At 30.1% G+C, this 25,134-nt stretch carries 29 protein-coding genes and 1 tRNA gene; 7 read left to right on the top strand and 23 right to left on the bottom strand.

Features of this window, described 5'->3' with window-relative positions; translation table 11 throughout:
- Window position 1: 1 nt before the first annotated feature.
- The 16 genes from DZ67_RS11060 to prfB form a co-directional block, all read right to left on the bottom strand.
- Window positions 2-469 (bottom strand): type II secretion system protein, encoded by a 468-nt coding sequence (locus DZ67_RS11060; protein WP_024787675.1) that lies wholly within the window; start codon window positions 467-469, stop codon window positions 2-4.
- 187 nt (window positions 470-656) lie between these two features.
- Window positions 657-1,877 carry a type II secretion system F family protein gene (locus tag DZ67_RS0105545; RefSeq protein ID WP_035907168.1) on the bottom strand — a complete coding sequence of 407 codons (1,221 nt, stop codon included), beginning with the start codon at window positions 1,875-1,877 and terminating at the stop codon, window positions 657-659.
- On the bottom strand, window positions 1,867-3,540 hold the full coding sequence (locus DZ67_RS0105540) for a GspE/PulE family protein (RefSeq protein WP_024791866.1): 1,674 nt from the start codon (window positions 3,538-3,540) through the stop codon (window positions 1,867-1,869). Before DZ67_RS0105540 ends, DZ67_RS0105545 begins: the two co-directional genes overlap by 11 nt.
- On the bottom strand, window positions 3,537-4,046 hold the full coding sequence (locus tag DZ67_RS0105535; protein WP_024787673.1) for a hypothetical protein: 510 nt from the start codon (window positions 4,044-4,046) through the stop codon (window positions 3,537-3,539). The genes DZ67_RS0105540 and DZ67_RS0105535 overlap by 4 nt, the downstream gene beginning before the upstream one ends.
- Entirely contained in the window at window positions 4,030-4,620 is a 591-nt protein-coding gene (locus DZ67_RS0105530; RefSeq protein ID WP_024790886.1) for a CDC27 family protein, read from the bottom strand. The genes DZ67_RS0105535 and DZ67_RS0105530 overlap by 17 nt, the downstream gene beginning before the upstream one ends.
- Entirely contained in the window at window positions 4,617-5,294 is a 678-nt protein-coding gene (locus DZ67_RS0105525) for an ATP-binding protein (RefSeq protein WP_024787672.1), read from the bottom strand. Before DZ67_RS0105525 ends, DZ67_RS0105530 begins: the two co-directional genes overlap by 4 nt.
- Complete coding sequence (locus DZ67_RS0105520; protein WP_024791865.1) at window positions 5,284-6,633, bottom strand: type II secretion system protein GspD; 1,350 nt, start codon at window positions 6,631-6,633, stop codon at window positions 5,284-5,286. Before DZ67_RS0105520 ends, DZ67_RS0105525 begins: the two co-directional genes overlap by 11 nt.
- Window positions 6,630-6,986: a hypothetical protein gene (locus tag DZ67_RS0105515; protein ID WP_024791864.1), complete on the bottom strand. Its 357-nt coding sequence runs from the start codon at window positions 6,984-6,986 to the stop codon at window positions 6,630-6,632. Before DZ67_RS0105515 ends, DZ67_RS0105520 begins: the two co-directional genes overlap by 4 nt.
- Entirely contained in the window at window positions 6,983-7,567 is a 585-nt protein-coding gene (locus tag DZ67_RS0105510) for a hypothetical protein (protein ID WP_024791863.1), read from the bottom strand. Before DZ67_RS0105510 ends, DZ67_RS0105515 begins: the two co-directional genes overlap by 4 nt.
- Complete coding sequence (locus DZ67_RS0105505; protein WP_024791862.1) at window positions 7,560-7,898, bottom strand: hypothetical protein; 339 nt, start codon at window positions 7,896-7,898, stop codon at window positions 7,560-7,562. Before DZ67_RS0105505 ends, DZ67_RS0105510 begins: the two co-directional genes overlap by 8 nt.
- Window positions 7,864-8,997: a hypothetical protein gene (locus DZ67_RS0105500; RefSeq protein ID WP_024791861.1), complete on the bottom strand. Its 1,134-nt coding sequence runs from the start codon at window positions 8,995-8,997 to the stop codon at window positions 7,864-7,866. Before DZ67_RS0105500 ends, DZ67_RS0105505 begins: the two co-directional genes overlap by 35 nt.
- A 3-nt stretch (window positions 8,998-9,000) precedes the next feature.
- Complete coding sequence (locus DZ67_RS0105495; RefSeq protein WP_024791860.1) at window positions 9,001-9,441, bottom strand: type II secretion system protein; 441 nt, start codon at window positions 9,439-9,441, stop codon at window positions 9,001-9,003.
- On the bottom strand, window positions 9,442-9,879 hold the full coding sequence (locus DZ67_RS0105490) for a hypothetical protein (protein ID WP_024791859.1): 438 nt from the start codon (window positions 9,877-9,879) through the stop codon (window positions 9,442-9,444). It abuts the gene before it with no gap.
- Window positions 9,876-10,823 carry a type II secretion system protein gene (locus tag DZ67_RS0105485; protein ID WP_024787665.1) on the bottom strand — a complete coding sequence of 316 codons (948 nt, stop codon included), beginning with the start codon at window positions 10,821-10,823 and terminating at the stop codon, window positions 9,876-9,878. Before DZ67_RS0105485 ends, DZ67_RS0105490 begins: the two co-directional genes overlap by 4 nt.
- The gene (locus DZ67_RS0105480) at window positions 10,817-11,398 is read right to left on the bottom strand and encodes a hypothetical protein (RefSeq protein WP_024787664.1); all 582 of its coding nucleotides are present in this window, start codon (window positions 11,396-11,398) and stop codon (window positions 10,817-10,819) included. The genes DZ67_RS0105485 and DZ67_RS0105480 overlap by 7 nt, the downstream gene beginning before the upstream one ends.
- 35 nt (window positions 11,399-11,433) lie before the next feature.
- Window positions 11,434-12,534: a peptide chain release factor 2 gene (gene prfB, locus DZ67_RS0105475; protein WP_024790884.1), complete on the bottom strand. Its 1,101-nt coding sequence runs from the start codon at window positions 12,532-12,534 to the stop codon at window positions 11,434-11,436.
- A 46-nt stretch (window positions 12,535-12,580) separates the two neighbouring features.
- Between prfB and panC the strand changes: the two genes are divergently transcribed.
- The gene (gene panC, locus DZ67_RS0105470; protein ID WP_024787662.1) at window positions 12,581-13,399 is read left to right on the top strand and encodes a pantoate--beta-alanine ligase; all 819 of its coding nucleotides are present in this window, start codon (window positions 12,581-12,583) and stop codon (window positions 13,397-13,399) included.
- On the opposite strand, the gene DZ67_RS0105465 is transcribed toward panC, so the two are convergent.
- Window positions 13,392-16,010: a hypothetical protein gene (locus DZ67_RS0105465; protein WP_024790883.1), complete on the bottom strand. Its 2,619-nt coding sequence runs from the start codon at window positions 16,008-16,010 to the stop codon at window positions 13,392-13,394. The genes panC and DZ67_RS0105465 overlap by 8 nt on opposite strands.
- On the bottom strand, window positions 16,003-16,257 hold the full coding sequence (locus tag DZ67_RS0105460) for a hypothetical protein (RefSeq protein WP_024787660.1): 255 nt from the start codon (window positions 16,255-16,257) through the stop codon (window positions 16,003-16,005). The genes DZ67_RS0105465 and DZ67_RS0105460 overlap by 8 nt, the downstream gene beginning before the upstream one ends.
- A 71-nt stretch (window positions 16,258-16,328) precedes the next feature.
- Here DZ67_RS0105460 and rimO point away from each other — a divergent pair, with 71 nt between their 5' ends.
- Complete coding sequence (gene rimO / locus DZ67_RS0105455) at window positions 16,329-17,624, top strand: 30S ribosomal protein S12 methylthiotransferase RimO (RefSeq protein ID WP_024787659.1); 1,296 nt, start codon at window positions 16,329-16,331, stop codon at window positions 17,622-17,624.
- Complete coding sequence (gene tilS, locus DZ67_RS0105450; RefSeq protein WP_024791858.1) at window positions 17,605-18,534, top strand: tRNA lysidine(34) synthetase TilS; 930 nt, start codon at window positions 17,605-17,607, stop codon at window positions 18,532-18,534. Before rimO ends, tilS begins: the two co-directional genes overlap by 20 nt.
- On the opposite strand, the gene DZ67_RS0105445 is transcribed toward tilS, so the two are convergent.
- The 4 genes from DZ67_RS0105445 to glmM all read right to left on the bottom strand — a co-directional run bounded on the left by DZ67_RS0105445 (window position 18,518) and on the right by glmM (window position 20,993).
- Window positions 18,518-18,979, bottom strand: coding sequence for an HAD family hydrolase (locus DZ67_RS0105445; RefSeq protein ID WP_024787657.1), 462 nt, complete (start codon window positions 18,977-18,979; stop codon window positions 18,518-18,520). The genes tilS and DZ67_RS0105445 overlap by 17 nt on opposite strands.
- Before the next feature lie 91 nt (window positions 18,980-19,070).
- A tRNA-Val gene (locus DZ67_RS0105440) sits at window positions 19,071-19,146 on the bottom strand.
- Window positions 19,137-19,649 (bottom strand): signal peptidase II, encoded by a 513-nt coding sequence (lspA, locus tag DZ67_RS10255; protein WP_024790882.1) that lies wholly within the window; start codon window positions 19,647-19,649, stop codon window positions 19,137-19,139. The genes DZ67_RS0105440 and lspA overlap by 10 nt, the downstream gene beginning before the upstream one ends.
- A gap of 21 nt (window positions 19,650-19,670) precedes the next feature.
- On the bottom strand, window positions 19,671-20,993 hold the full coding sequence (gene glmM / locus DZ67_RS0105430) for a phosphoglucosamine mutase (protein ID WP_024787655.1): 1,323 nt from the start codon (window positions 20,991-20,993) through the stop codon (window positions 19,671-19,673).
- A 79-nt stretch (window positions 20,994-21,072) separates the two neighbouring features.
- On the opposite strand from glmM, the gene rpsT reads away from it, so the two are divergent.
- The 4 genes from rpsT (at window position 21,073) to gap (ending at window position 24,198) form a co-directional block, all read left to right on the top strand.
- Window positions 21,073-21,345 (top strand): 30S ribosomal protein S20, encoded by a 273-nt coding sequence (rpsT, locus tag DZ67_RS0105425; protein ID WP_024787654.1) that lies wholly within the window; start codon window positions 21,073-21,075, stop codon window positions 21,343-21,345.
- 104 nt (window positions 21,346-21,449) lie between these two features.
- Window positions 21,450-22,517, top strand: coding sequence for a peptide chain release factor 1 (prfA, locus tag DZ67_RS0105420; protein WP_024787653.1), 1,068 nt, complete (start codon window positions 21,450-21,452; stop codon window positions 22,515-22,517).
- 225 nt (window positions 22,518-22,742) lie between these two features.
- Window positions 22,743-23,159: an NUDIX domain-containing protein gene (locus DZ67_RS09920; protein WP_035907413.1), complete on the top strand. Its 417-nt coding sequence runs from the start codon at window positions 22,743-22,745 to the stop codon at window positions 23,157-23,159.
- 22 nt (window positions 23,160-23,181) lie between these two features.
- Window positions 23,182-24,198: a type I glyceraldehyde-3-phosphate dehydrogenase gene (gap, locus tag DZ67_RS0105410; protein ID WP_024791856.1), complete on the top strand. Its 1,017-nt coding sequence runs from the start codon at window positions 23,182-23,184 to the stop codon at window positions 24,196-24,198.
- 5 nt (window positions 24,199-24,203) lie between these two features.
- On the opposite strand, the gene DZ67_RS0105405 is transcribed toward gap, so the two are convergent.
- Window positions 24,204-24,956, bottom strand: coding sequence for a transposase (locus DZ67_RS0105405; protein WP_024790881.1), 753 nt, complete (start codon window positions 24,954-24,956; stop codon window positions 24,204-24,206).
- Window positions 24,957-25,134 lie beyond the last annotated feature (178 nt).

Genomic DNA, 25,134 nt, shown 5'->3' with positions numbered 1-25,134 from the left:
ATTATTTTTGTGTTGCTAAATCTATAGTATAGGAAGTTCCACCTGGTGAGCAATCTAAACCATGAGCTTTTAAATAATTTTCAACTGCTTTTCCCTGATCTGTTGAGGTATCACAATAATTTGTTATAGTTACTGTACCATCATTGTTATAAGTAAAAGTGGCATTTAAATCGTTATACCCGTCTCTATATATGGCACTTTTATTGTCATTTGATACTTTCCAATAACCGCCTTCAAATTTATATAAATTTGTTAAATTTAAATCTGTATCTTTAACACCATTCAATTCTGTTGCATTAAGATAAGCACTTGCTCCACCACTTCCATTTAAATCATTAATTGCCCCTACCAATGGTGATGCCTCAGCATTTTGTTTAAGATTCAAAAATTTAGGAACCGCAACTGCTGCTAAAAGACCGATAATTACAATAACAAAAATAAGTTCAATTAACGTAAAACCTTTTCTCATTTTTACTCCTTTTCTTTATTTTTTTTAATTATACTACAATGTGTTTTAAAAGTCGAGCGTTTTAATAAATATTTCATAATTTTTTAAATATTGGAAACTTTATAAATTATCCATAAAGCAAAAGCTAAAATTATTGTACTGATAATTGCCGTTATTATACTTCCCGTCTCTATCCCCATATCTTCTCCTATTGCATTGCCTCTGTAAGGTTCCACATCGGCAAAAATATTCCAAGTGCCAGTGTAAATACAAATCCCGCTATTGCAGCTATTAAAACAGGCTCAATCAGTGCTGCTATATTATCAACAATATACCTGTATTTATTCAGATAATAATTGCTTGCTTTTTGAAGCATAAGTACAAGCGAGCCCGATTCTTCCCCCGCCGCTATCATTTGAATTATCATATTTTCAAACAGTCCGCTCTCAACAAATCCCTGTTTTACAGTCCCACCCATCTGAATGGAATTTTTAATCAGTATCAGTCTTTTGTAGATAAATCTGTTATCAACAATATTTAAAGCAATTTCCACCGCATTAATTATAGGAATCCCCGCATCAATAAGTCTTTGCATTACAAAAATAAACCTTCCAATCATGGCAAGCTTAATAACAGGCCCAACTATATAGATTTTCAGCATAAACTTATCCATTTTAAGTCTTGCTTTTTCACTGGTATTATAAATATATGTTAATATTCCAAAAATTATTATAGCACCTGCTAATACATAAAGTCCATATTGTTCAAAAGCATATTCTATCCACAATAAAAACCTTGTAGGAAGCGGCAATTCGGTATGAAGAGAGGCAAAAAGGGATTTAAATGGAGGAATTACAAATAAAATCACCACTACAAATGCAATCATCATTGCAAATATAATAAAAACAGGATAACGGGTTGCTTTTTTAAGCCTTTTTCTATTTTCCAAAATTTCACTTAAAATTTGAGAGAGATCATGCATCGCCCTTGCCAAATCTCCTGTTTCTTCACCCAAAGAAACCATTGCTGTACTTAATGTACCCAAATCTTTTTCAAATTTTTTAACACTTTCGCTAAGTGAAAGCCCTGCTCTAATATCGTTAGAAATAGCATAAAAAATTTTTTTTAATTTTTTATTTTTTATATTTTCTTTTATATTATCTATTACTGTATCTATACCAAGTCCGGCATCAAGCATTACATATAATTGATCAATAACGCTTATATATTCTTCCAAATCTATTTTTGCTAAATCAAGTTTTGTTAAAAGTTCATCTATAACCGAAGCTTTTTCTATTTCTTCAATATTTTTTACAATAGCTCTGTTATCTCTTTTTTTTAATAAAAAAATAGCTTCTTTTACATTTTTTGCCTTAATGATTTTTGAATTTAATTTTCCTTTACTAATATAATTAATTTTAAACAACATCTACTTTTACAACCCTCAAGATTTCTTCTAATGTAGTAATACCGGCTTTTACTTTATTTATACCGTCATCTATCATACTTACAAACCCAAGTTCTTTTGCGATTTCGAGAATTTCAACCTTGTCTTTGCTGTTCGCTATCAAATGGGCCAGTTTGTCATTAATAATTAATACTTCGCTTATCATTTCACGTCCCAAATATCCTGTAAAATTACATTCCTTACATCCTTTGCCTTTGTAAAAGGTAATATTTTCTTTTAAATACGGTTTTATTAATTCCAGTTCCTGCTTGCTTGGATGAAAAACTTCTTTGCAATAAGGACAAATTTTTCTTACAAGTCTTTGGGCAACCACTCCGATTAAAGCGTCGGCCACCAGATAATTCTCCGCCCCCATCTGAACCATTCTTGTAATTGCACTTGGTGCATCGTTTGTATGAAGTGTGGCGAGTACCAAATGTCCCGTAAGTGCCGCCTGAATGGAAGCTGTGAGTGTTTCAGTATCCCTGACTTCACCTATCATTATAATATCAGGGTCCTGCCTTAAAATACTTCTTAAAGCCACGGCAAATGTTACACCTATTTTATAATTTACGGGAATTTGTTGAATCAGAGGAATTTCATATTCCACAGGGTCTTCCACTGTAATAATTTTTTTATCAACACCTTTTAATTCATTTAACGCAGCATATAAAGTGGTTGTTTTACCGCTTCCTGTAGGACCTGTTACAAACACTATTCCATAAGGGGTGTGGATAAGTTTTTCAAATCTTTTTAAGTTGTATTCGCTCATTCCAAGTTCGGTAAGTCTAAGAAGAATTTTTTGCTGGTCAAGAACTCTTAAAACAACGCTTTCACCGTGCAATGTCGGTGTGGTGGAAACCCTGAAATCATAAATATGGTTATTATAATTTTTTGTAAATCTTCCGTCCTGCGGCCTTCTTTTTTCACTGATATCCATATTTGAGAGTAGTTTAATTTTGGAAATCAAAGGAAAATATATATCTTTATCGAAAGAAAAAAGCTCTCTTAAAACCCCGTCTATTCTGCTTCTTACCGAAAAATTGTATCTTCCCGGTTCTATATGAATATCGGTTGAACGCTGTTTTATCGCATTTTGAATTATTACATCCAAAAGCTCATCTATTGCGGCTATATTTTTCCCGCCTCCTTTTTGAAGTTCAATTTTTACCTTTTTAATCGATTCATTGGTTGAAAGGGTAACTTTTAATCTCTCAAATATGGCATTTATATCTTTGCTTAAAGATATATATATTTGAAGAGGTTTTGGAGAAAATTTTTCAACCGTTTCTACCGCTTCATAATCAAGCGGGTCTGAAGTGGCAACATAAATATATTCGTCATCTTTTTTAAAAGGCAGAATTTTATGTCTTTCGAGCAAAGCAATTGGAAATGAGCTCATCAAATCATAATCTACTTTTTCACCAAACAAATCTACAAAAGGATATCCGAGCTGACGAGAAAGTGTTTCAAGTATCTCTTTTTCCGTTGCAAAACCGAGTTCAATTAATATTTCGCCGAGTTTTTTATAAACCCCTTCTTTTTTTAATTCTTTTTGTTTTTCGAGAGCTTTGTTTAATTCTTCTTCGTTAATTATTTTATTTTGTATTAATAAATCCCCAAGTCTTACATTTTTTCTAATCATCTGAACCAATACCTTTTTAATAATTCTTTTTGATTATATTCTTCTATTATCATTTTATCATTTTCTTTATACATTTTTATCGTTAGATTTTTATTTTTAATTAAATAAATATCTCCTATTTTTTTATATTGTTTATTTTTAACAGCATTAAACACTACAGATAAAACATGATCGGTTTTTGGAAAATCAAAACTGTTTATATTAAAATTATCAAACAAAAATGAATAAAGAAGTTTTTTTTCGTTAAATATAACCAAAAAATAGATTGCGTTTTTTCTTCCGACTGACGTGTGTATTAAATAATTTATTGTATACGGAAGCATATATAAATTATTTGTTTTAACACAGGAATCACCGATAATAGAAAGAATTTTTTCATTTTTTTTATATTTCGTTATATTTTTATAACTGCATACTTTATTATAATTTTTATTTTTATATTCATCAATTATTGAAGCATTTAAAAAAACTGTCAATAAAATAAAAACACTAAAAAGTTTCCCCATTTTTCATCCTTTCTATAAGATTTAAAATATCTTTATTTTTAGTATAATCATAATAAATTTTTAAAATTTTAATCGCTTTTTGTTTTTGATTTAATTTATAAAGACTTTTGGCCACGATAATCCAGCTTTCAGGTTTATTTTTATTTTGCAAATTGGCATTTTTTGCCCATTTTAAAGCATTTTCATAATCACCGTTTTTATAATAATTTTTAGCCAGTGTTATACATGTTTCAAAAGAAGGCAGGGTTGAAATATTTAATAATTCTTTTTTGGATTTAATAATTTTTGTATTATTAACTTCCTTTTTAATCTTTTTTTTAGCTTCATCAACAGATATATTTAAATCTATTATCGGTTTTAAAATTTCTGTTTTTTTTATTTTTTTAATTTTTTTTGTCTTTTGAACTTTTTTAATTTTTTTATTTTCTGTTTTTTTTATCTTTTTATCTTTTTTAAATGAAAAATAATAAGCGCTCAAACCGATACTTAACATTAAAAAAATTAAGAACATCAATAACAAAAACGAGTTTCTTTTTCTTTTTTTACACTCTTTTTCCAATTCGTAAAAAGTCATTTTAATCCCAGTTTTATAGCACTCATTGTTAAAATACAGTTATCTATTTTCCTGTATTTCAACGAATTTTTCAAAGAATAATTTAAAAGAAACAAAGAGGTAAACACTATTTTTTTGCAGAGCCTGAAATTACCTCCGGAAAGGTTATAAATTTTTTTAAGTATTTTTTTATTTATTAATTCCGGTTTGTTATATTTTAGAAATTTTGCTGTCACATATTTTTGAAAGTCTTCAAAATTCAACGGTTTTAAATAAATTTTCTCATTGTATCTTGAAAAAAACTGTGGAAGTTTTGCAATTTTTTCCCCTTCAATTTTGTGCATCGCAAAAACAACCTGATTTCCCCTGTCGCTTAATATTCTTAAAAATTCAAGTATTTTAATGTCCAAAAGCTGGGCTTCGTCTATTAATATTTTTTTATTATTTATTTCTCCCGCAATCCTAAAAAATTCTTCTTTACTTTCGAAGGGTTCTTTTATTAAAATATAACTGTTAAAATTATTAAAAAGATAATTCAGTAAAAAACTTTTTCCGCTTCCCGGTTCTCCCAAAAGAAAAATAATATTTGATTTTGAAGAAAGCAGTGATTCTTTAATTATTTCAAAATTTACATAAGAAAAATAATCTTTCAAATTTATTTTATCCTCAAATTCATTTATTAAATCACTTAACATCCAAATCCTCTAAACCCGGAAGTTTCTTAAAACCGTAATCTTTAAGCGTTTTTTTGGTATTTAAATCGATAATATGCGGGGTTATAACAAATACAAGCTCTTTTCTTGAAGTTATTTCGTCTTTTGAAGAAAAAAGATATTTAACCAAAGGGATTTCTTTTAAAACAGGAACTCCGTTTACATTTACATTGGAATCGTCCGTAATAAGACCTCCTAAAACAAGTGTTTGGTTATTTTTCATCCTGACAACGCTAATTAACGAATTATCTTTTGTATCAGGCGGCATATCTCTTTTTGTATCTTTGAGCTGACCTGGATTTTTAAAAGCGCTTATTCTGGGACTTATACTTAAAATTATATTCCCGTTATCGCTAATTTGGGGGGTTATATCAAGAACCACCCCAACAAACGTTGAATTAATTTCATATGATGCTGTGGGATTTCCGTTTGAATTTGTGGTAATTTCATTTGCATATTTATAATAAATCGTATCCCCTACTCTGATTAACGCTTTTTGATTATTAAGTGTTACTATTTTAGGATTGGATATTGAATTTACATTTCCATTTTGAGCTAAAAAATTTAAAAATCCGCTTATATTAAACGTTGCCGAATTGAAAACAGATTCACTGCCTCCAATATATGCCGCCCTGAGAGGAATATTCGAAGCATCCATTGCAATATTGAGTTTTGACCAGTCTATACCAGTCTGATGTGATTTTGAGAGTTCCACACTGTAAATTTTAACATCAATTAACACTTCTTTATGAAGCCTGTCGCTTAAATCATTGAGATATTTTTTTATTTGATCCATTTGCGGTTTATTCGCCGTTACTGTTATCAGCCCGGAATTTTTATCAATTACGGGCTTTTTATAATCTCCGTTAATATTTGAAAGAATATTTATCAAATTATTTCTGAGGTTCTGCCAAAAATCAAAACTGTAATCGGTTTTTACCGTATTGTCGGTTGTATTTACATTTGAAACACCGGTTATGGAATTTGGTACAAAATCGAGCTTAAATGTCTTTGTTTTATAATAAGATATATATATATTATTGTTTTCTATTTTATAAAAAAGATTTTTAACATCAAAAAGGGTGTTTAAAAAATCCTTTAAAGAGACATTGTCAATATTTATATAATTTATATCGGTATTTAAAATATCCTTTGCTTTTTTATCAATAATTACCACATTTAAATTACATTCGCTTGATATGTCTGAAATAATGTTACTGAATTTTACAGGGCTTTTTAGATGCAGGGTAAAGAGTTTTTTATTACAATCTGTGGCAAAAAGAGTTATTGCAATAATTAAAAACAGAAATATTTTTTTCATTTTTTAACCTTTAAAATATTACTTTCAAATTTTAAAACAACATATTTGTTGTTTTTTTTCAAAATCACTTTTTTTGGAAACACTTTTATTATTTTATAACCTTTTACACTGTTTCCAACCCTCACCCATTTATGGTTAATAAGGGCTTTTTTATTAAAAATCGCTTCCAGTTTTAAATTCAAATTACTAACAGTATTGTTTAATACAGTTTTTTTTCCTTTTAAAGTACATGCTGGTAAAAATATTTTTTTAAAACGAGGTTTAAAATTTTCTATTTTTACTATTTCCATTAAAGCATTGCTAATACCCGCATATAAAAAAATCCCTGCTAATAAAAATAAAAATTTTTTCATTTAAGTCCCCAAACATTATATTTTATGTAAAAATTTGATCTGTTTTCATCAATATAACAACTCTCTACACTGTTTACATATTTTTGGGATTCCAAAAATTTAATAAGATTGAATAAATTTCTTTCATTGCAATACCCTAAAGTCCCGTTTATTTCTATATTGTAAATTTTAAAATTATTATTGTTTTTACTAATATAGAAATTAGGGTTTAAATTTAAAACCGAACTTTTATACAAAATATTTTCAAGCAGGGAGTAGAAATTTTTATCATTTATATTCAAAATACTTAAATCAATTTTTTTATTTAAATAATCCAGATCCTGAAGCTTTGAATATTCTTTTATTTTTAAATTTCTATATTCTTTTTTCAGTTTTGCCAGTTTTGTATTGTATTTTTTTAATGAAACATTTGCTTTATTTTCCAAATCACCAATCAATCGGCTGTTTTCATCAATTTTTGAACTTAAAAGATTATAATTAAAATTGTAATAAATAATAATTCCGATTATAAATACAGATAAATAAAGTAATAATAAATTTTTTTTATCAAGATTTTGTAAAAATTCTTCCAATCTATTCATCATTATACTTTATTACAGTGATATATCTGTTTTTTTTATTGGTAATTTTATTGGAGAAAACATTTTTATATCCCAAATCTATAAGTTTTTTTACAAATTTTGCAATTAAATCTGAATTGTCAATATTGCTTTTTATCATTAAGTTTATTTTATTTTTGTTTTTTTCAAATTTTATAATTTGTAAATTATGTTTAACCGCAAAATCAACTGCATCGGCTATTTCATTGAAAAGGGATTTTTTAACTTTTAAACCATATAAATAATCTATTTTTGATGAAATGTCTTCTGTTTGGGTGTCAATATTTGCAGTATTTTCTTTTTCTTTTGTCAAATTTGTCTTTATGTTTTTTTATGTAAAGTTTAACCAGTTTTATTTCTTTTTCTTTTTTTTGAAAAAAATTTTGCAATCTTGAAATCTGTTTTTGTTGATTGTTTATCAAATAATATTTGTATATTCCGTCAATTAATAAAAACATTAAAATAATAAAAGAAAATACCACAAATTTACCGCTTTTTGTTTTATAAAATTTCGGAGGTCTTAAAAAAATACTGAAATTGACTTCTTCATTATTATAATTTTTAGCATTATATACAGTTGCACAATATTCAAACGGGTCATATTCGCTCTCAATTTCAAATTTTTTAAATTCAATACCGCTTAAATGCCAAAAATTTTCATACGTTTCAATTAAAGCGTTTATTTTTATATCTGAATAAAAAAATATCCTGTTAATTTCATCCATATGGTAAAAATTTTTGGAATAATTAATCAAATTATTCACTTTCATAAAAAACTGTGAAAAAAAACTTTCTATTTTATTAAAAAATTCATCATTTTCATAAGATGTTTTATTTAAGCCTTTTTCTTTTAAAAGAGTGATAAGGGCGTCTTCTTTAAGATTTGTAATTGCAGCCAATTTGGAAAATTTATCCAGACTTTTGACAAAAACAAATTTTTTATCTTTAAATCCCACCAAAAATGCGTCTTTTGGAGTAAAAAATATAAATATATCGTTTTTGGGAATTATATTTGCAATATTATAATATTCTTCGAAAACAAAAGGGGCGGCCCCGACAAAATCGATATATTTAAATTTTTTAATAATATCGGAAAATTCTTCTTTTAACCTGTCAGCCTCAGCTATAAAAGCATCCACCAAATAATAATCATCAAATTTTTGAAATTTATAATTAATTTTATATTCTTTACTCAAATCAAGCGTGGCTTCGTTAAAAACCGTTTTTTCAGCTTCTATAACCAATTCGTCTTTATTTAAATCCGCAGGGAGTTTAAATGTATTATTAAAAATATCTTTAAAATAAATTATTGAAGTATAAATACCTTTTTCTTTTTTAAGTTCTTTTTTTACAACTCTTCCGTCAATGTATTCATACATATAATCTTTAGTTAAAAAATAGACATTTTCCATTAATTACCTTACATATCCGCTTACAGGATAGAGCGTTAAATTTTTTTCTTTATTTTTATAAATTAATGTTATTGTAACAAAATTTTTAAGCAAATGTGTAAGCTTTTCGTCCACTCCTCCGTCATAAGGCCTTCCCATATAATCAAAACAGAGTAAATCGCCGCTTAACCCGCTGACTTGAATGTCAGATTTAAAGCGGTATTTGGCTCTTGAAGCATTTTCTTCACTGTTAATATCGTTTTTTGTTAATTTTATACACGTTTCATTGTTTTCACCGAAAATTTTATACCCGAGAGCATTCGTTTTTTTAGTTAAAATAAGTTTTTTCAAAATTTCAGAATCACTTAAAGGCGTTTCATTTGGAATAAACTGCATTCCCACAAATGAAAGTATTCCCATAATTACTAAAACAAAAATAAGTTCTATCAAACTAAATGCTCTCATTCACGGCCTTTGGAGGGTAACTTTTTCAAGCACTATTTTTTTATTGTCATTTTTTGCACTGTTTAAACTTGCAACTTTTACGTCCATTAATACATATCCGTTTGAAAAACCTGTTTTTATAGGAACACATATATTACAGTTATTTGGGCATTTTTTATAAATATAATATCTCAAAATCGTAATATTGGCTTTAAATCTGCCATCTTCATCTGTAAAATGAATTGTTTTAAGGCAATTTCCACCGCTTCTATCATATCCCTCAATTGCTAAAATCGCATTTTCAATTGCACTTTGCATAAAAAGCTGGGCCCTTTGAATCATATAAGTATCGCTTGTATGTTTAACACTGAAAAATGCTATTTTTGTAACAGCAGTCATTAATGTAGCTATTAAAAGCAATATTATAATCGCCCAAATAAGTCCTATACCTTTTCTCAAAATACTACCTTTTGTTTGGAAACGGAGATATTAATATCACCCCTGCTTTTAAAAAATGTAAAAAACATTTCAAGATGTGAATTTACTTTTTTAAATTTAAATCCTTTTACATTTTGAGCCAATACTGTAACGTTTCCTTCCGGATTTCCATTATTATCCGCACAAAAAGTATCACCCTTCCATGGTCTGTAATTGTAAAATAAAAAAAGAGTATTATCCAATTCATTATCCGGAATATGAAGATTGGCTATACACGTGGCATTTTTGTTTATATCTTTTCCAAGCGCCAGTGCATAGGCACTGTCGGCCAGATAAAATTTGGCATATATTCTTTTGCCGTCTGTATCATTTAAACTTAAAAAACAGTTATTTCCATTTTGGGTATAATTTGATATTGTAAAAACATAGTTATGATTATGATTATGCCATCCAAATGCATTTTTATAATCAGTTAAAACTTCCTGGCCCCCCTCATCAAATGTCCCTGCAAAAATCACCGCTGTTAAACTATCTAAATTATTTGAAGTATTGTATTTGTTATGCAAAACATCATTAACAAAAGAAGAATTAAAATCAAGTGCTTTAAGATTTGGCTTGCTGCTGGCATATAAATCCGCAAAACCGCTTAAATTTCTACCGGTTTTTGCATCGTTAAGCTCTCCAATCCATTCCATTACAGGATAATTTTCATTTTCACCAATCTCACCAATATATTTAAAATCATTTCCGTTATAACCAATTACACTCAAAGGAATTCTGTTATATAAAAAAATTGACAGCTGATCAGCGAGCTGCTGGGAAAAATATTCAAAATCGCTTTCAGTTTTTGCTATGTAGTTTCTTTTATAAAGTTTTGAAATTAAATTAAAACTGCCGATAGCAATAAAAGCCAAAATAACAATTACAAAAATCATTTCAATTAAAGTAAAAGCTCTTTTTACCATTGCACACTTCCGATTTTTATATGCCCGATATTTGCAGAATAATATTTAACAGAAGAAATTTCTTTACCATTTTGAGAAACTTTAATTTCTATTCTTTTTATATTAGTTTTCTTATTATTACTTGTATTTGTAAAATGAAAATCCAGTGAAGTTCCGTTATAATTGTTTTTATTCCATTCATCTGTATAACCAACAGTTACATTTATATCATAAGTTGTATGACCATAACTTAATGTTTCATGAAAACCGTTATAATCATCCACATCATCATAAGGGGGCTCATTTGAATCAGCTCCTATAGCACTCTCTTCAATGTGGTTTATACAGTTTCTGCTTCCGACAAATCCGCCTATTCTGTAATTAGTAGTTGTATTACATTCTAAAATATTTTGATTTCCTGTTAATAATATATCATCATATTTTGTATTTTTTTCATCATATTCTTTTAATGAAATATCCATAGCTTTACTCATCATATTAAATATCGCATCCTCTTTTTTTGAAAACATAAGAGATTTGTTTGAAATTTGAATTATTTTTGGAATTACAGTAAATGTAAAAGCAATTATTACCATGGTAAAAATAAGTTCTATTAAAGTTAACGCTTTTTTCAGCTTTTTTCCTTTTCACTAATTAATACATCTTCTATAATTTCCTGCAAATCCCCGTCAAGTATATCGTCAACTTTTGAATATGCCTTATTACTTCTAACATCTTTTACCTGCTGATAAGGAAACAGCACATAACTTCTTATCTGATGGCCCCACCCCATTTCATCTTTCGGTTTTCCTTCTTCTTCGGCTCTTCTTTTTTCAGCTTCAAATTCATAAAGTTTTGACTTTAACATTTTAAACGCCATTTCTTTATTTTTATGCTGACTTCTGTCCTGCTGGCAGGACACTACTATACCTGTGGGGATATGTGTAATTCTGACTGCGCTTTCCGTTTTATTTACATGCTGTCCCCCGGCTCCGCTTGCCCTGAACACATCAAGTCTGATATCTTTCGGATCAATTTCTATATCAATATCATCGTCTATTTCAGGGGAAACCTGAACGGAAGCAAATGAAGTATGTCGCCTGCCGCCGCTGTCAAACGGGGAAACCCTTACGAGTCTGTGAATTCCGTTTTCTGTTTTTAAATATCCGTAGGCATTGTCACCCTCTATCAAAATTGTAGCATCTTTTATCCCGGCCTCATCTCCGGCCTGATAATCAAGCACTTTTACCTTCCAGCCTTTTCTTTCGGCAAACCTTAAATACATACGATAAAGCATACTCGCCCAGTCATGGCTTTCAGTCCCCCCGGCACCCGGATGAATTGTGATAATTGCATTTTTTGAATCATTTTCATCACTTAGCATTACTTCAATTTCAAGTTCTCTTATTTTATCTTTTAATTTTTGCGCTTCATTAAAAACTTCTCCCAGTGTCTCTTCATCTTCTTCGGCACTGGCCAGCTCATACATATCGTTGTTATCCATAAGTTCTTTTTCAACTTCAAGATATTTATTCAGTTTTTTTAATAAAATATTTTTTTCTTTTTGAATTTTTGCGCTTTTTTTAGGATCATTCCAAAATTCAGGCTCGTTTTCCATTTGTTCAATTTCAGAGAGTCTTTTTTTTATTTCATCCGGTTTTAAAATAGCTTTTATGTTATTAAGTTTATTTTCGAGTTCTTTACTTAATTCAGAATATTCGAATGCGTCCATCTAATTCCTTGTTTTTTTTATATAATTCTACCAAAAAAGGCTGGTTATGAAAATTTTAAGCTCACCCGAAGAGGCCATTGAATACACAAAAAGCTTAAAAGGCAATATCGGTTTTGTACCAACAATGGGCGCTTTGCATGAAGGGCATTTAAGCCTTATAAAAAAAGCAAAACAAGAAAATGATTTTGTAATAGTTTCAATTTTTGTAAATCCAACCCAGTTTTTACCGGGGGAAGATTTTAACAAATATCCAAGAAGGCTTGAAGCTGATTTTGAAATATGTAGACGCGCGGTGGTTGACGCTGTCTTTACCCCGACACCTGAGAATATGTACAGTGAAGATGAGGTTTTAATAAAAGCCCCGAAAGTAAAAGGATATATACTCGAAGGTTTCAATAGACCAGGACATTTTGACGGTGTTTTGCAGGTGGTAAATAAACTCTTTAATATTATCCGCCCAACAAAAGCATATTTTGGCAAAAAAGACGCCCAACAGCTATATTTAATAAAACAGATGGTAAAAAACTTCTTTTTTGATATTGAAATAGTGGAATGTGACACAGCCAGGGAAAAAGACGGACTGGCACTTTCAAGCAGAAATATCTATTTAAGCGAAGATGAGAGAAAAAGGGCTCTTAGTATTTCAAAATCGCTAAAAAGAGCCGCAAAATTATCAGCTACTATTAAAGACACAGACAAAATAAAAGAAGAAATGCTGAAAATTTTGGATATAGACGAGCTTCAGTATATTGCTTTTGTAGACAGGGATTTTAACTATATAAAAGAAATTATTCCTGGAAACACAATAATTTTAATTGCTGCAAAAGTTGGAGAAACAAGGCTTATTGATAATATTTTTATCTAAAAATTTTAACACCTCTTTTTGTTTCATTTACTTTTGTAGTATTTGATTCTGTTCCTTTTGTTTCTCCGCTTTTAATAACCCCTTTTTCTCCGTTTTCCCAAGTTATACTAAAACAAAAATGATTTAAACAGGTAGAGTTAGGTGAAATGTTGTAATCATTTCCATATCTTGAATACCAGAGCCATTTTAAATTAGGTTCAAGCAAATGCACAACCGCAAAGTTAACTGATGAATTCGTTCTTTTAATATGAAAAGTGATTTTTCCATTTTGAATAGAATTCACACTTACCTCAACACCGTTTATTTGATTAGAAGCGTTATAATCGCTTGATACAACAATATCACTGTTGCTTATATTTCCATCAATGGTATTATGATAACTGTTTACATACCAATCAGGCAGTATTTCATTATTTGAAGGTAGTTTATCATCACTTTCATTATTGTCATAAACTATAAAATAATCTTTTCTTGTATCAAATTCATCGCTTGTGACTTTTTCGTCAAAAAGTACTAAATTTCCGTAATAATAAAGTACTTTTCCTATATTTTGAGTATTTCCGTTTGCCTGTTTGTCAGTTAAATTAATTTCACTAATGTTCATATCAAATGGATTTACAGCATTTGAACTGTTTCTGTCAAAATTAATAAACAAACTTATTTTAGTAGAACCGTTATTATCGGTTGTAAAATTAGTATCTTTATAATGTATTTGGACAGTTTTATTAATATCCTGAGAAAAAATATTTGATTTATTATCTTTTGCATCAATATAATAATATTTTATTTTATCCAAATTAGGTATAGGAGCTAAGTTTTTTGAAATATTTATATCAATATCTTTAGCATAACAGTCTTTATTATAATTCGTTGTGGTTTTATTGTCTTTATTTTTTGCAGTAATATTAATATCCAAAATTGAATATAAATTTAAATCATTATCCAAATAGGTAAAATTTTTATCATAATTTTGAATACTTGCATTAATGTCAAAATGATCAGGAGAAACTGAAATTTTAGCTTCTGCAGGCACTATTAGCCTATCATTATCAGAAGTGTCATCATTATCAGCAATTGAAAATTCACTGCCATTTACTTCTTTAAGCGTCAAATTAACATCCCCAACTTCGCTATATTTTAATATAACTGTTGCAATTCCATCCTTAAAACTACCACCACTAACTAATTCTAAATTTCCGTTATCACAATTATTTTTTGAAATATTGTATTCCAAATCGGGACTAGCTCCATTAATATTTACGCTTTCATTATAATCTTTTGAAGGATTACCGTTAACATCTAAAGCTTTTAGGGTTAAATTAAACTCATCCCCGGCTTTAATATTTGAAGGAATATTTGTTATTTCAAAACTTTCAGGTCTCACGGCAAAATTATCGGTTGCATTACTTTCCTGTATCGGATTTAGCGGATTGGTAACATTTCCTTCTATATGGACCTTTATACATTTTACAGCTTTATTTACTTTAACATCAGAAATACCCAGACAGCCGGTAGGAGAAGTTTGGCCACAGTTAGTACAAATATTTTCTATATTATAATTTCCACTACAGTCGTTTGAATTATATTCATAAAAATCAACTTTTGTAATATTTGCCTCAAGTGGAACATTTAAATCTTTATCTTTTGCCAAAACTGTTAAATTAAAATCTTTATTTACAATTTTTGTGGTTATATTGTCATCCCAGTCATTCAAAGCATTACACTGCCCTGAAACATAATCAACTGCATTAAAAGTTCCGTTTATTTCCTGAGTGCCTCCGCAGGAAGGGCATATTCTTTCACTTCCATCATAATTTTTTCCACTCTTTTCATTATTATAAATAATTCTAATATTTCTTTTTCTTAATGTGGTATTGTATATTTCAAATTCATCCACATCAGTTCCGATTGACTGACCGTTTGGCTCATTGTCTGTATTGCTTCCATAATCACTGTTAAATATAAGCCCTAAATATCCTGTATTAGGATGAGTATTAAATTTATCATAATATTTCCCATCCAAATAAAACTTCGTATTTTTGTTAGTTATTTTAAAAGTCAGCATATGCCATCCATTAAGATTTTGAGGATTGAAATTTATACTGTCCCCGCCATTATCATCATCTACATTTAAAGTCCACGAATCTGAAAACCAGCTTTTTTCTTCAGTAAAATAGATAAAATCATATTTACTTCCAACCCTGTCTGCAATATTGAAATAATTTACTATATTATATTCTAAACAAATCCCAAAAAAATAATTTGTACATACTTCAAAATCTTTATGCCCCTGCGTATTCAAAGGAAATTTAATCCATACATTAAGTGTGTATTTTTTAGGCAGTTTATAATTATTTTTTAATAAAACTGCTTTATCTTCTGTTGAAGTTGAATTTATATCACCGCCTCTGCAAATTTTTCCTTCAGTTGTATTTGCGCCATTTAAAGCTGTGGCATTATATGTATTCCCTGAATTACCACTATTGTTTATTTCATATGTATTTGGATTATTATCCCATTTACATTCATCCATTCTTAAATCTATTACTGGTTGAGATATTGCATATAAAAAACTAAAAAACAAACCGAATAAAACAATCAATTTACGCAAGCTTAACCCCTATAAACAAAATTATTATTCCAAATAAAAGAGGCATTAAAATTTTTAAAATACCTCTGAATTTTTTATAAAATACCCACAAAACCCATAAAACCAAAATATTAAAAGCAGCAAAAAAAACATATTTTCCAAACCATTTGCTCTGATTTAGCTCAAAAGATAATAAAATATTTTTATCAATATAATACATTCCGATAATAGACAAAATCAAACCGACAAATAGTCCCAACTTATCCACTTTTCACCTTTTATTAATTTTTATTGATTTAATTATATCACTTTGATAAAATAAATCAAAAAAGGAGAATTTTGAAAAAACTGTATTTAGCATCTCTAGGGTGTGTAAAAAATTTAATAGATTCAGAAGTAATGCTAGCTCGTCTTAAAGATTATAAACTAACAGACAACCCAAATGAAGCGGATGTTATTATCGTAAATACCTGCGGCTTTATAGAAGCTGCAAAAGAGGAAAGTATTGAAACAATTTTAAGTTTAGCGCAAGTTAAAAAAGAAAATGCCATTTTAGCAGTTACAGGATGTTTAAGCGAAAGATACAAAGAGATCCTGCCAAAAGAGATACCTGAAGTTGATATTTGGAGTGGCGTCGGGGATTTCAACAGAATTGATGAATTGATTGAAAATAAAAAGTCTCAGTTTAGCCCAAATATATATTTAATCCACAATGAAGAAAGAATTATTACAGGAAGCAGTTACCACGCATATATAAAGCTCAGCGAAGGCTGCAATCAAAAATGTGCATTCTGCGCAATTCCAAATTTTAAAGGAAAATTAAAATCCCGTACAATTGAGGAAATAGTTGATGAAATAAAAAGACTAAAATCACAGGGCTTTAAAGATTTTTCACTTGCATCTCAGGATAGCAGTTCATATTTAAGGGATTTTGGTATAAAAGATGGTCTAATTAGGCTTATTGATGAAATAGATAAAATAGAAGGAATAACAGTTAGAATTTTATACCTTTACCCTGCCACCACAACTAAAAAACTGATTAGAAGGATATTTGATTCAAGCGTAGTGGAAAATTATTTTGATTTACCAATCCAGCATATAAGTGAGAGAATGCTAAAAATTATGAAAAGACCATCAAGCGTTAAAAAATTAAAATCACTTCTTGAAGATATGAGAAAAGAATTTTCATTTGTAAGAACTTCTGTTATTGTGGGACATCCGGGGGAAACCGAGGAAGATTTTGAAGAACTTAAACAGTTTTTAGAAGAATATGAGTTTGACAGGGTAAATGTGTTTGCATATTCAGACGAAGAAGATACGGGCGCTTATAAAAGAAAAGATAAAATACCTCAACAAATTATTGAAAAAAGACTCTTTGAAATAGAAGAAGTTGTAAAAGAAGCCACAATAAATTCGCTTAAAAAATATATTGGAAAAACCTGTAAATGCTATTTTGACGGATTGACTGAGGATAGTCTTTTTTATACAGTAAGACCAAAGCTGTGGGCACCTGAGGTTGACGGGGATGTTTTAATAAATGAAAGTGAAACAGAAAATCTGGAAATTGGTAATTTATACAATGTAAAAATTAAAGAACTTATAGGAGATGAATTAATTGGAAAAATTACAAAATAATCTTTTGGCATTTTCAGGGGGAGTTGATTCTACGGCTCTGTTTTTTTATCTTCTTGAAAGAAATATACCATTTGATATAGCCATTGTAAATTATCACACAAGAAAAGAGAGTGATGAAGAAGTTGATTATGCCAAAGAACTGGCCCAAAAATACAATAAAAAAATTTATATTAAAGACTGTTTATTAGAAAAATTCAGCGAAAAAGAGGCAAGAAAGTGCAGATATAAATTTTTTGAAGAAATTATGAAAAAATTTAATTATAATACACTTATTTTAGCACACCAGTTAAATGACAGGTTTGAATGGTTTTTAATGCAGTTTGGCAAAGGTGCGGGACTTAATGAATTAATAGCAATGGACAAAACGGAGGAGAGAGATTTTTATAAAATATATAGACCTTTTTATAATATATCTCGTGATGAAATATTAGCATACTTGAATGAATCAGGTGTTAAATATTTTTACGATAAAAGCAATGACGACATAAAATTTGTAAGAAATTTAATCAGACACAGATTTTCTAATGAATTTATTACACAATTTAGAGAAGGGGTTAAAAAAAGTTTTGAATATTTAGAGAAGGATAAAAAACTTTTATTTGATAAACCTATTAACAGAGAAAAGGACCTGTTCTATTTTGAAAAATCAAACCCTGAAATTGATATAAGAATAGCAGATAAAATTATTAAAAAATTAGGAGTCTTACTTACTTCAAAACAAAGGGAAGAAATATTAAAAACAAACTTTAACTGCGTAATTCAGGGAAAAATTGCTGTTGACAACAATGAAAAATATATCTATATATCACCTTATATTAAAACTCCAATGCCAAAAGAATTTAAAGAAAAAATGAGAAAAGAAAAAATTCCTCCAAAAGTTAGAGGTTATGTTTTTACATTCTTAAAGTAGCTATAATTCTTTTTGGTTTTTCCAATAAATTTACAGCATCAATTATGGATTTGCAGATAACATCAGAATTTATAATCGATTTAGAACTTGCCCCTTCTTCATTTATTACACATACCCCAATATCTGCAGCTTTAAGCATCAAGGAATCATTACTTCCGTTTCCTACGGCAAATGTGTTTTTTAAATTTTTTACAAATTCCTCTTTTTCTTTTGTGTGATTGTTTGTTTTTAATATTGTAAGTTTAACCGGCAGATTTTGGAGCTCTTTAGCGGCATTTCCGTGGGTATCGGAAGTTAAAACATATATATTAAAATTTTCAGCAAGATTTATGATTTTGTCTTTCACTTCTTTATATATTTTTCCGTCTTTTGCAATTGTTCCGTTAAAATCAAAAACTATATTTTTTATCTCAATATTTCCTACATTTTGAATTTCAAGTTTCATTTTACATCCTTAGTGAGTAGTGAGTTGTGATTGGTAAGTAGTATAGAGATTTTTACAACTCACTATTCACAATTCACCACTCACTAATTAATGGTGGTCGCAACAGGGCTCGAACCTGTGACCCCTACCACGTCAAGATAGTGCTCTACCAACTGAGCTATGCGACCTCGGATGAAATTTTATCATTTTTTTTAAAAAAATAAAAGTAAGCAAACAGTATTATACTTAAATCTATCATTGTATCCGCAAAATTAAAAATGGCAAAATTAAATCCGCAGTGCCAGTAAACATAATCCACAACCCCGCCTCTTATAAACCTGTCAGACAAATTTGACAAAGCCGCCCCAAACAAAATACCGCTAAGTATCGGATGTTTATTTATAATTTTTTCTTTTATAAAATAAAATCCCAGTAAAACAATCAAAATTAACTGAATATATTTTAAATAATTTCCCAAAAAACTGAACATAGAAAAAGCAACGCCTTTATTTATTGCAAGTGTTAAAGATATACATCTGTTATTCCATTCAAATCCGTTTAAAAATAAAACTTTTATAGCTTGGTCTATTACAAAAATAATTAAAAAAGAAAAAATAAATTTTAATTTTCCATCATGGCCGTTTTTCAAACGGCCAGATGAGTTTAATTCGCTTAACTCATTTACACTCATTTTCCATTATCCATTTTCCATTTATGAAAGTTTACTTTTAAAAAATTCCGTCAGTTTATTTAAAAGCTCTTTTGCTCTTTTTTCGTTTTCCCCTTCTATTAAAAGTCTTAATTTATTTTCCGTTCCGGAATATCTTATTAAATGTCTGAATCCGTTTTTTTCAATTTCTTCGAAAAGTGCTTTTGCCCCGTCTATTTTTTGAAGGGGAATTTTTTCCACCACATTTATATTTGCCTGAATCTGGGGAAACAGTTCAAACAGATTAAACGCCTCACTCGCTTTTTTAGACGATTCCAACAAATATGCACATACCTGAAGCGCACTTACAAGCCCGTCGCCTGTTTTGGCATAATCGCTGAAAATTATATGGCCCGACTGTTCTCCTCCAAAATTTATATTTTCTTTTTTCATAAGTTCCAATACGTTTTTATCGCCCACATTGCTTCTTAATACTTCAATGCCGAATTTATTTAAAAATTTATCAAGTGCGGAATTGCTCATAACGGTAACCACTGTTTTATTGGTGGAAAGTTTATTTTTTTTATGTAAATAGTATGCCAAAGCACCGAGTAATTTATCGCCGTCGATAACTTCGCCTTTTTCATCAACCACCACAAGCCTGTCGGCGTCTCCGTCAAGTGCAAAACCCACATCAGCCCTGTATTCTTTTACTTTTTCCGCCAAAATTTCAGGATGCATGGCTCCCGAATTTGAATTTATGTTAAATCCGTTGGGATTATTGTTTATTGTAATTACATCGGCTCCCAATTCTTCAAAAATAGTGGGGGCCACTTTGTAAGCCGCCCCGTTTGCCGTATCGATTACTATTCTAAACCCGTTTAAATTAAGATTTTTAGGAAAAGAAGATTTAATATGAACTATATATCTGCCTATAACGTCGTCTATTCTTTTGCTTTTCCCTATTTCTTTTCCTGTTTTTAAGGAAAAATCATTTTTAAAATATCGCTCTTCTATTTTTGCTTCTATCTTTTCATCAAGTTTATTTCCCGTTGCATCAAAAAATTTTATTCCGTTATCATAAAAAGGATTATGACTCGCGCTTATCATTATACCGCCGTCGCATCTCATATCTTCCGTTAAAAAAGCAATCGCGGGTGTCGGCATAGGGCCTATCTGGATAACGTTGTATCCTATGGCCGTAAGCCCGGAAACAATTCCGTTTTCTATCATATAACCGCTTCTTCTCGTATCTTTGCCGACCAGTATTTTTCCGGTTTTTTTCTCTATTGTCTCCCCGAAAGCCATTGCTATTTTTGTAGCCAAAAAGGGTGTGATTTTTTCTCCCGCTTTACCTCTTATCCCGTCTGTGCCGAATAATTTCATTCTTTTCCTTTGTGGAGTGAAAAATTAATTTGCAAATTTTACCAAATTTTTATAAAATACGCTTCAAAAAAGGATATAAATGGCAAATAACAAATCAGCTCTAAAAAGAATTAGACAAACAAAAAAAAGAACTGAAAGAAACAGATATTTTAAAACAAGAGTAAAAACAATTACTAAAAAAATAGAAAACGCAGTGGCTGAGGGAAATTATGAGGAAGCTTTTAATGCGTTCAAAGTTGCAAACAAAAAATTCCAGGGTTATATCAATAAAGGTATTTTAAAGAAAAATACAGCAAAAAGAAAAATAAGCAGACTCCATCATTTAGTAAAATCAATAGAACCAAGCGCATAAATTTCCCCCTCTTTTTTTATTTTAATTTATTTCAGGTTAAAAATGAAAGGTGAAATTCTATTTTTCGCTTTTCACTTTTAACTTTTAACTCTTAAGGAATAAAAATGCTACTTGATAAACTTAAACCGTTTGTTGATAAATACAATGAAATAAATAAAAAATTAAGCTCGCCCGAAATAACAAAAGATATCAAAAAAATGACAAAACTTTCTCGCGAAGCAAAACATCTTGAAAAAATTACCCAAAAAGCAAAAGAATATGAAAAAACCATAAATACTATTGAAGAGGCAAAATCAATGCTTGATGACCCTGAAATGGCGGAACTTGCAAAAGAAGAGTTAAAAGAAGCTGAAGAAAAATTACCAAAACTTGAAGAAGAGATAAAAATTCTTTTACTTCCAAAAGACCCAAATGACGATAAAAATATTTTCCTTGAAATAAGAGCAGGAACCGGAGGGGATGAAGCGGCCCTGTTTGTGGGAGATTTATTAAAAGCATACCTCAGGTATGCTGAGAATAAAGGCTGGAAGGCAGAAATTGTAAGTGAAAGCAAAAACGACATGGGAGGCTTCAAAGAGGTTATTGTATTAATAAAAGGTGAAGGCGCTTACTCGCGCCTTAAATATGAAGGCGGAACCCACAGGGTTCAAAGAATTCCCGAAACCGAATCTCAGGGGAGAATACACACTTCCGCTGTAACAGTTGCCATTATGCCGGAAATTGACGATGTGGATTTGGAAATTGATCAAAAAGATTTGAGAATTGATGTCATGAGAGCCGGAGGGGCCGGGGGACAGCACGTAAACAAAACGGAAAGTGCCGTCAGAATCACCCACATCCCCACAGGAATAACAGTATCTATGCAGGATGAAAGAAGCCAGCAGAGAAACAAAGATAAAGCCATGCAGATACTTAAAGCAAGGGTTTACGAATATTATGAAGAAAAAAGACTGGCCGAAACTAAAGAAAACAGGAAAAGTCAGGTTGGAAGCGGAGATCGGAGTGAAAGAATAAGAACATACAACTATCCTCAAAACAGAATAACCGACCACAGAATAGGACTTACATTATACAAACTAGAACAAATTATGAACGAGGGGCTTTTTGATGAGATAATCGACCCGCTTATAACCCATTATCAGGCAGAAGCATTAAAAGAAGCGGGGCTATAATATAGTGAGTTGTGAGTGGTGAGTGGTGAGTTGTGAGCATGGCCGGCCGCTTGAAAAGCGGCGGGGTGGTGAGTTGTGAGTTGTGAATTGCCAAGTGCCAAAAAAATAAGTTTAGGAGAATGGAAAATGAGCGAAAATGAGCAAAGCGAATTAAGCTCACCTGGCCGTTTGAAAAACGGACACGGTGGAAAATTAAGAATTTGTGAAGAAGCAAAAAAATTAAACATTCCACATTGGGTTAGGCCAACCCCTTTTTTAACGGTTGACGGGATTATTAAAATTTTTAATCCGGAATTTAGCGGGATTGTGTTAATTAAAAGAAAAAATCCTCCTTTTGGATATGCTCTCCCCGGTGGTTTTGTAGACTATGGGGAAAGTGTAGAAGATGCTCTAAAGCGTGAAATGAAAGAAGAAACTTCTTTAGATATAAAAATAAAAAAACTTCTTGGAATTTACTCTAATCCAAATAGAGATCCAAGACTTCATACCGCTAGTACGGTTTTTATATGCAGGGCATTTGATATGCCCAAAGCCGGGGATGACGCAAAAGAATGTAAAATTTTTAAACTTGAAGAAATTCCTTTTGAAAAATTAGTATTTGACCATTCAAAAATCTTAAAAGATTTTTTAAATATGATATAATTAATAAAAAAAAGGATGAATTATGGCATTAAAAGTAGCAATAAATGGACTTGGAAGAATCGGAAAAATGGTATTGTGGCATTATGTCATCAATAAACCTGAAAATATTGAAATAGTTGCGGCAAACGGGGGAAGCGGAACAGCGGAAGATTTGGCATATATGCTAAAGTATGATTCAGTACATGGTAAATTTCCGGCTAATATCAGCTATACTGAAGATACATTAAAAGTTGGGGATGCAGAAATTAAATTAGTTACAGGAAGAGACCCCGAAAAACTTCCATGGAAAGAGCTTGGAATTGATATTGTTTTAGAATGTACAGGCCATTTTACAAAAAGGGACGATGCTGCAAGACATTTAAAGGCCGGAGCAAAAAAGGTGCTTATATCAGCCCCGAGTAAAGATGCTGAACTTACAGTAGTTCTTGGTGTAAATCAGGACTGGTTCGACCCGGCCAAACATGACGTAATTTCAAATGCAAGCTGCACAACAAACTCACTCGCACCGGCAATCAAAGTACTTAATGACAGTTTCGGAATTGAAAGTGCACTTGTTACAACTGTTCATTCATATACTTCATCTCAGGCTATAGTTGACAGAAAAAATCCAGGAAAACATAGACGTGGACGTGCTGCTGCTGCAAATATAATCCCTACAACAACAGGAGCGGCTATTGCTACAACAAAAGTTATTCCAGAACTACAAGGCAAAATGAATGCATTAGCTCTTAGAGTTCCAACTCCTGATGTTGCAATTACAGATATTTCTGCAACACTTAAAAAAAACGTAACAAAAGAAGGAGTAAATAAAGCTTTTGAAGAAGCTATGAATTCATACTTAAAAGGAATTTTAGAAATCACTTATGATGAAGTGGTTTCAACTGATATTATCAATAATCCTCATTCAAGCATTATTGACGGACTTTCAACAATGGTAGTTGACGGTAATAAAGTAAAAGTATTTGCTTGGTATGATAATGAATTTGGATATTCTGGAAGACTTTTAGAATTAGCTGATTTCGTAGCTTCAAAACTTTAAGAGGATTAACCCTCTTTATTTTTTAAAATTTTTTGAATATATGCATTATTAACACCTAAATATCTTGCAATTTCTGTATATTTGTATCCTGCTTTTTTGGCTTCTCTTACGGCTTTTGCTTTATCTTTATATTCATTAAAAAAATCACCTATTTTTTTTCTGATTACTTTGAGGCTGCCGTCTTCTGTTTTAACAATTTTAGGCTCATTATAAATTTCCTCAAGTTCAAATTTTTCGAGAGGTTTATTTAGCCATTTTATATATTCGTCAACAGGTTTTGTTAATATTTTACTTCCCTCAATAATTTCATTGAATTTTGTTTTATGCTCTCTTAAATACAAAGACTGATACTCCCATTTTGTTATGTCATCCACAAGTCCCAATACAAAAGCATTTCTTTCTATATATTTTACAATCTTCCAAAAATGCTCTTTATTAAAAAGCATAAAACTGTCAAACCTTCCTTTCCACAAATGCCCGATTCTGTTGCTTTTATAGTTATACCATGCGGCATATGCACTGTTTAAAAGCCTCATGGCTTCGCTTAAATTTGCTTTGTGCGTTTGCACTAACAAATGATAATGATTTGGCAAAATTGTAAAAGCATGAAATGTAATGTCATAATCATATTTTGTTTTTAACATCAGTGATAAAAATTTATAAAAATCTTCTTTTTCATTAAAAATTTCCGCCCCGTTTACACCTCTGTTGACGATATGATAAAATCCAGGGTCATTTACTCTCGGTTTTCTTGCCATTTTACTCCTTTAAGATGGTAAAAACATGAAAAATGGTGAGTAGTAAATTGTTAATATTGTTAATTATGAATGTTGAGTTATAAATTGCACTTTAATTTTTACTACTCACTACTCACTTAATATTGTGTCTGTCACTAATGAAAGTATAACATAATTTGTTATTATTTTATATCTTAAA

The sequence above is a fragment of the Lebetimonas sp. JS138 genome, from assembly GCF_000523335.1.
Classification (GTDB): Bacteria; Campylobacterota; Campylobacteria; order Campylobacterales; family Nautiliaceae; genus Lebetimonas.
This window is presented reverse-complemented; position numbering and strand designations above follow the sequence as displayed.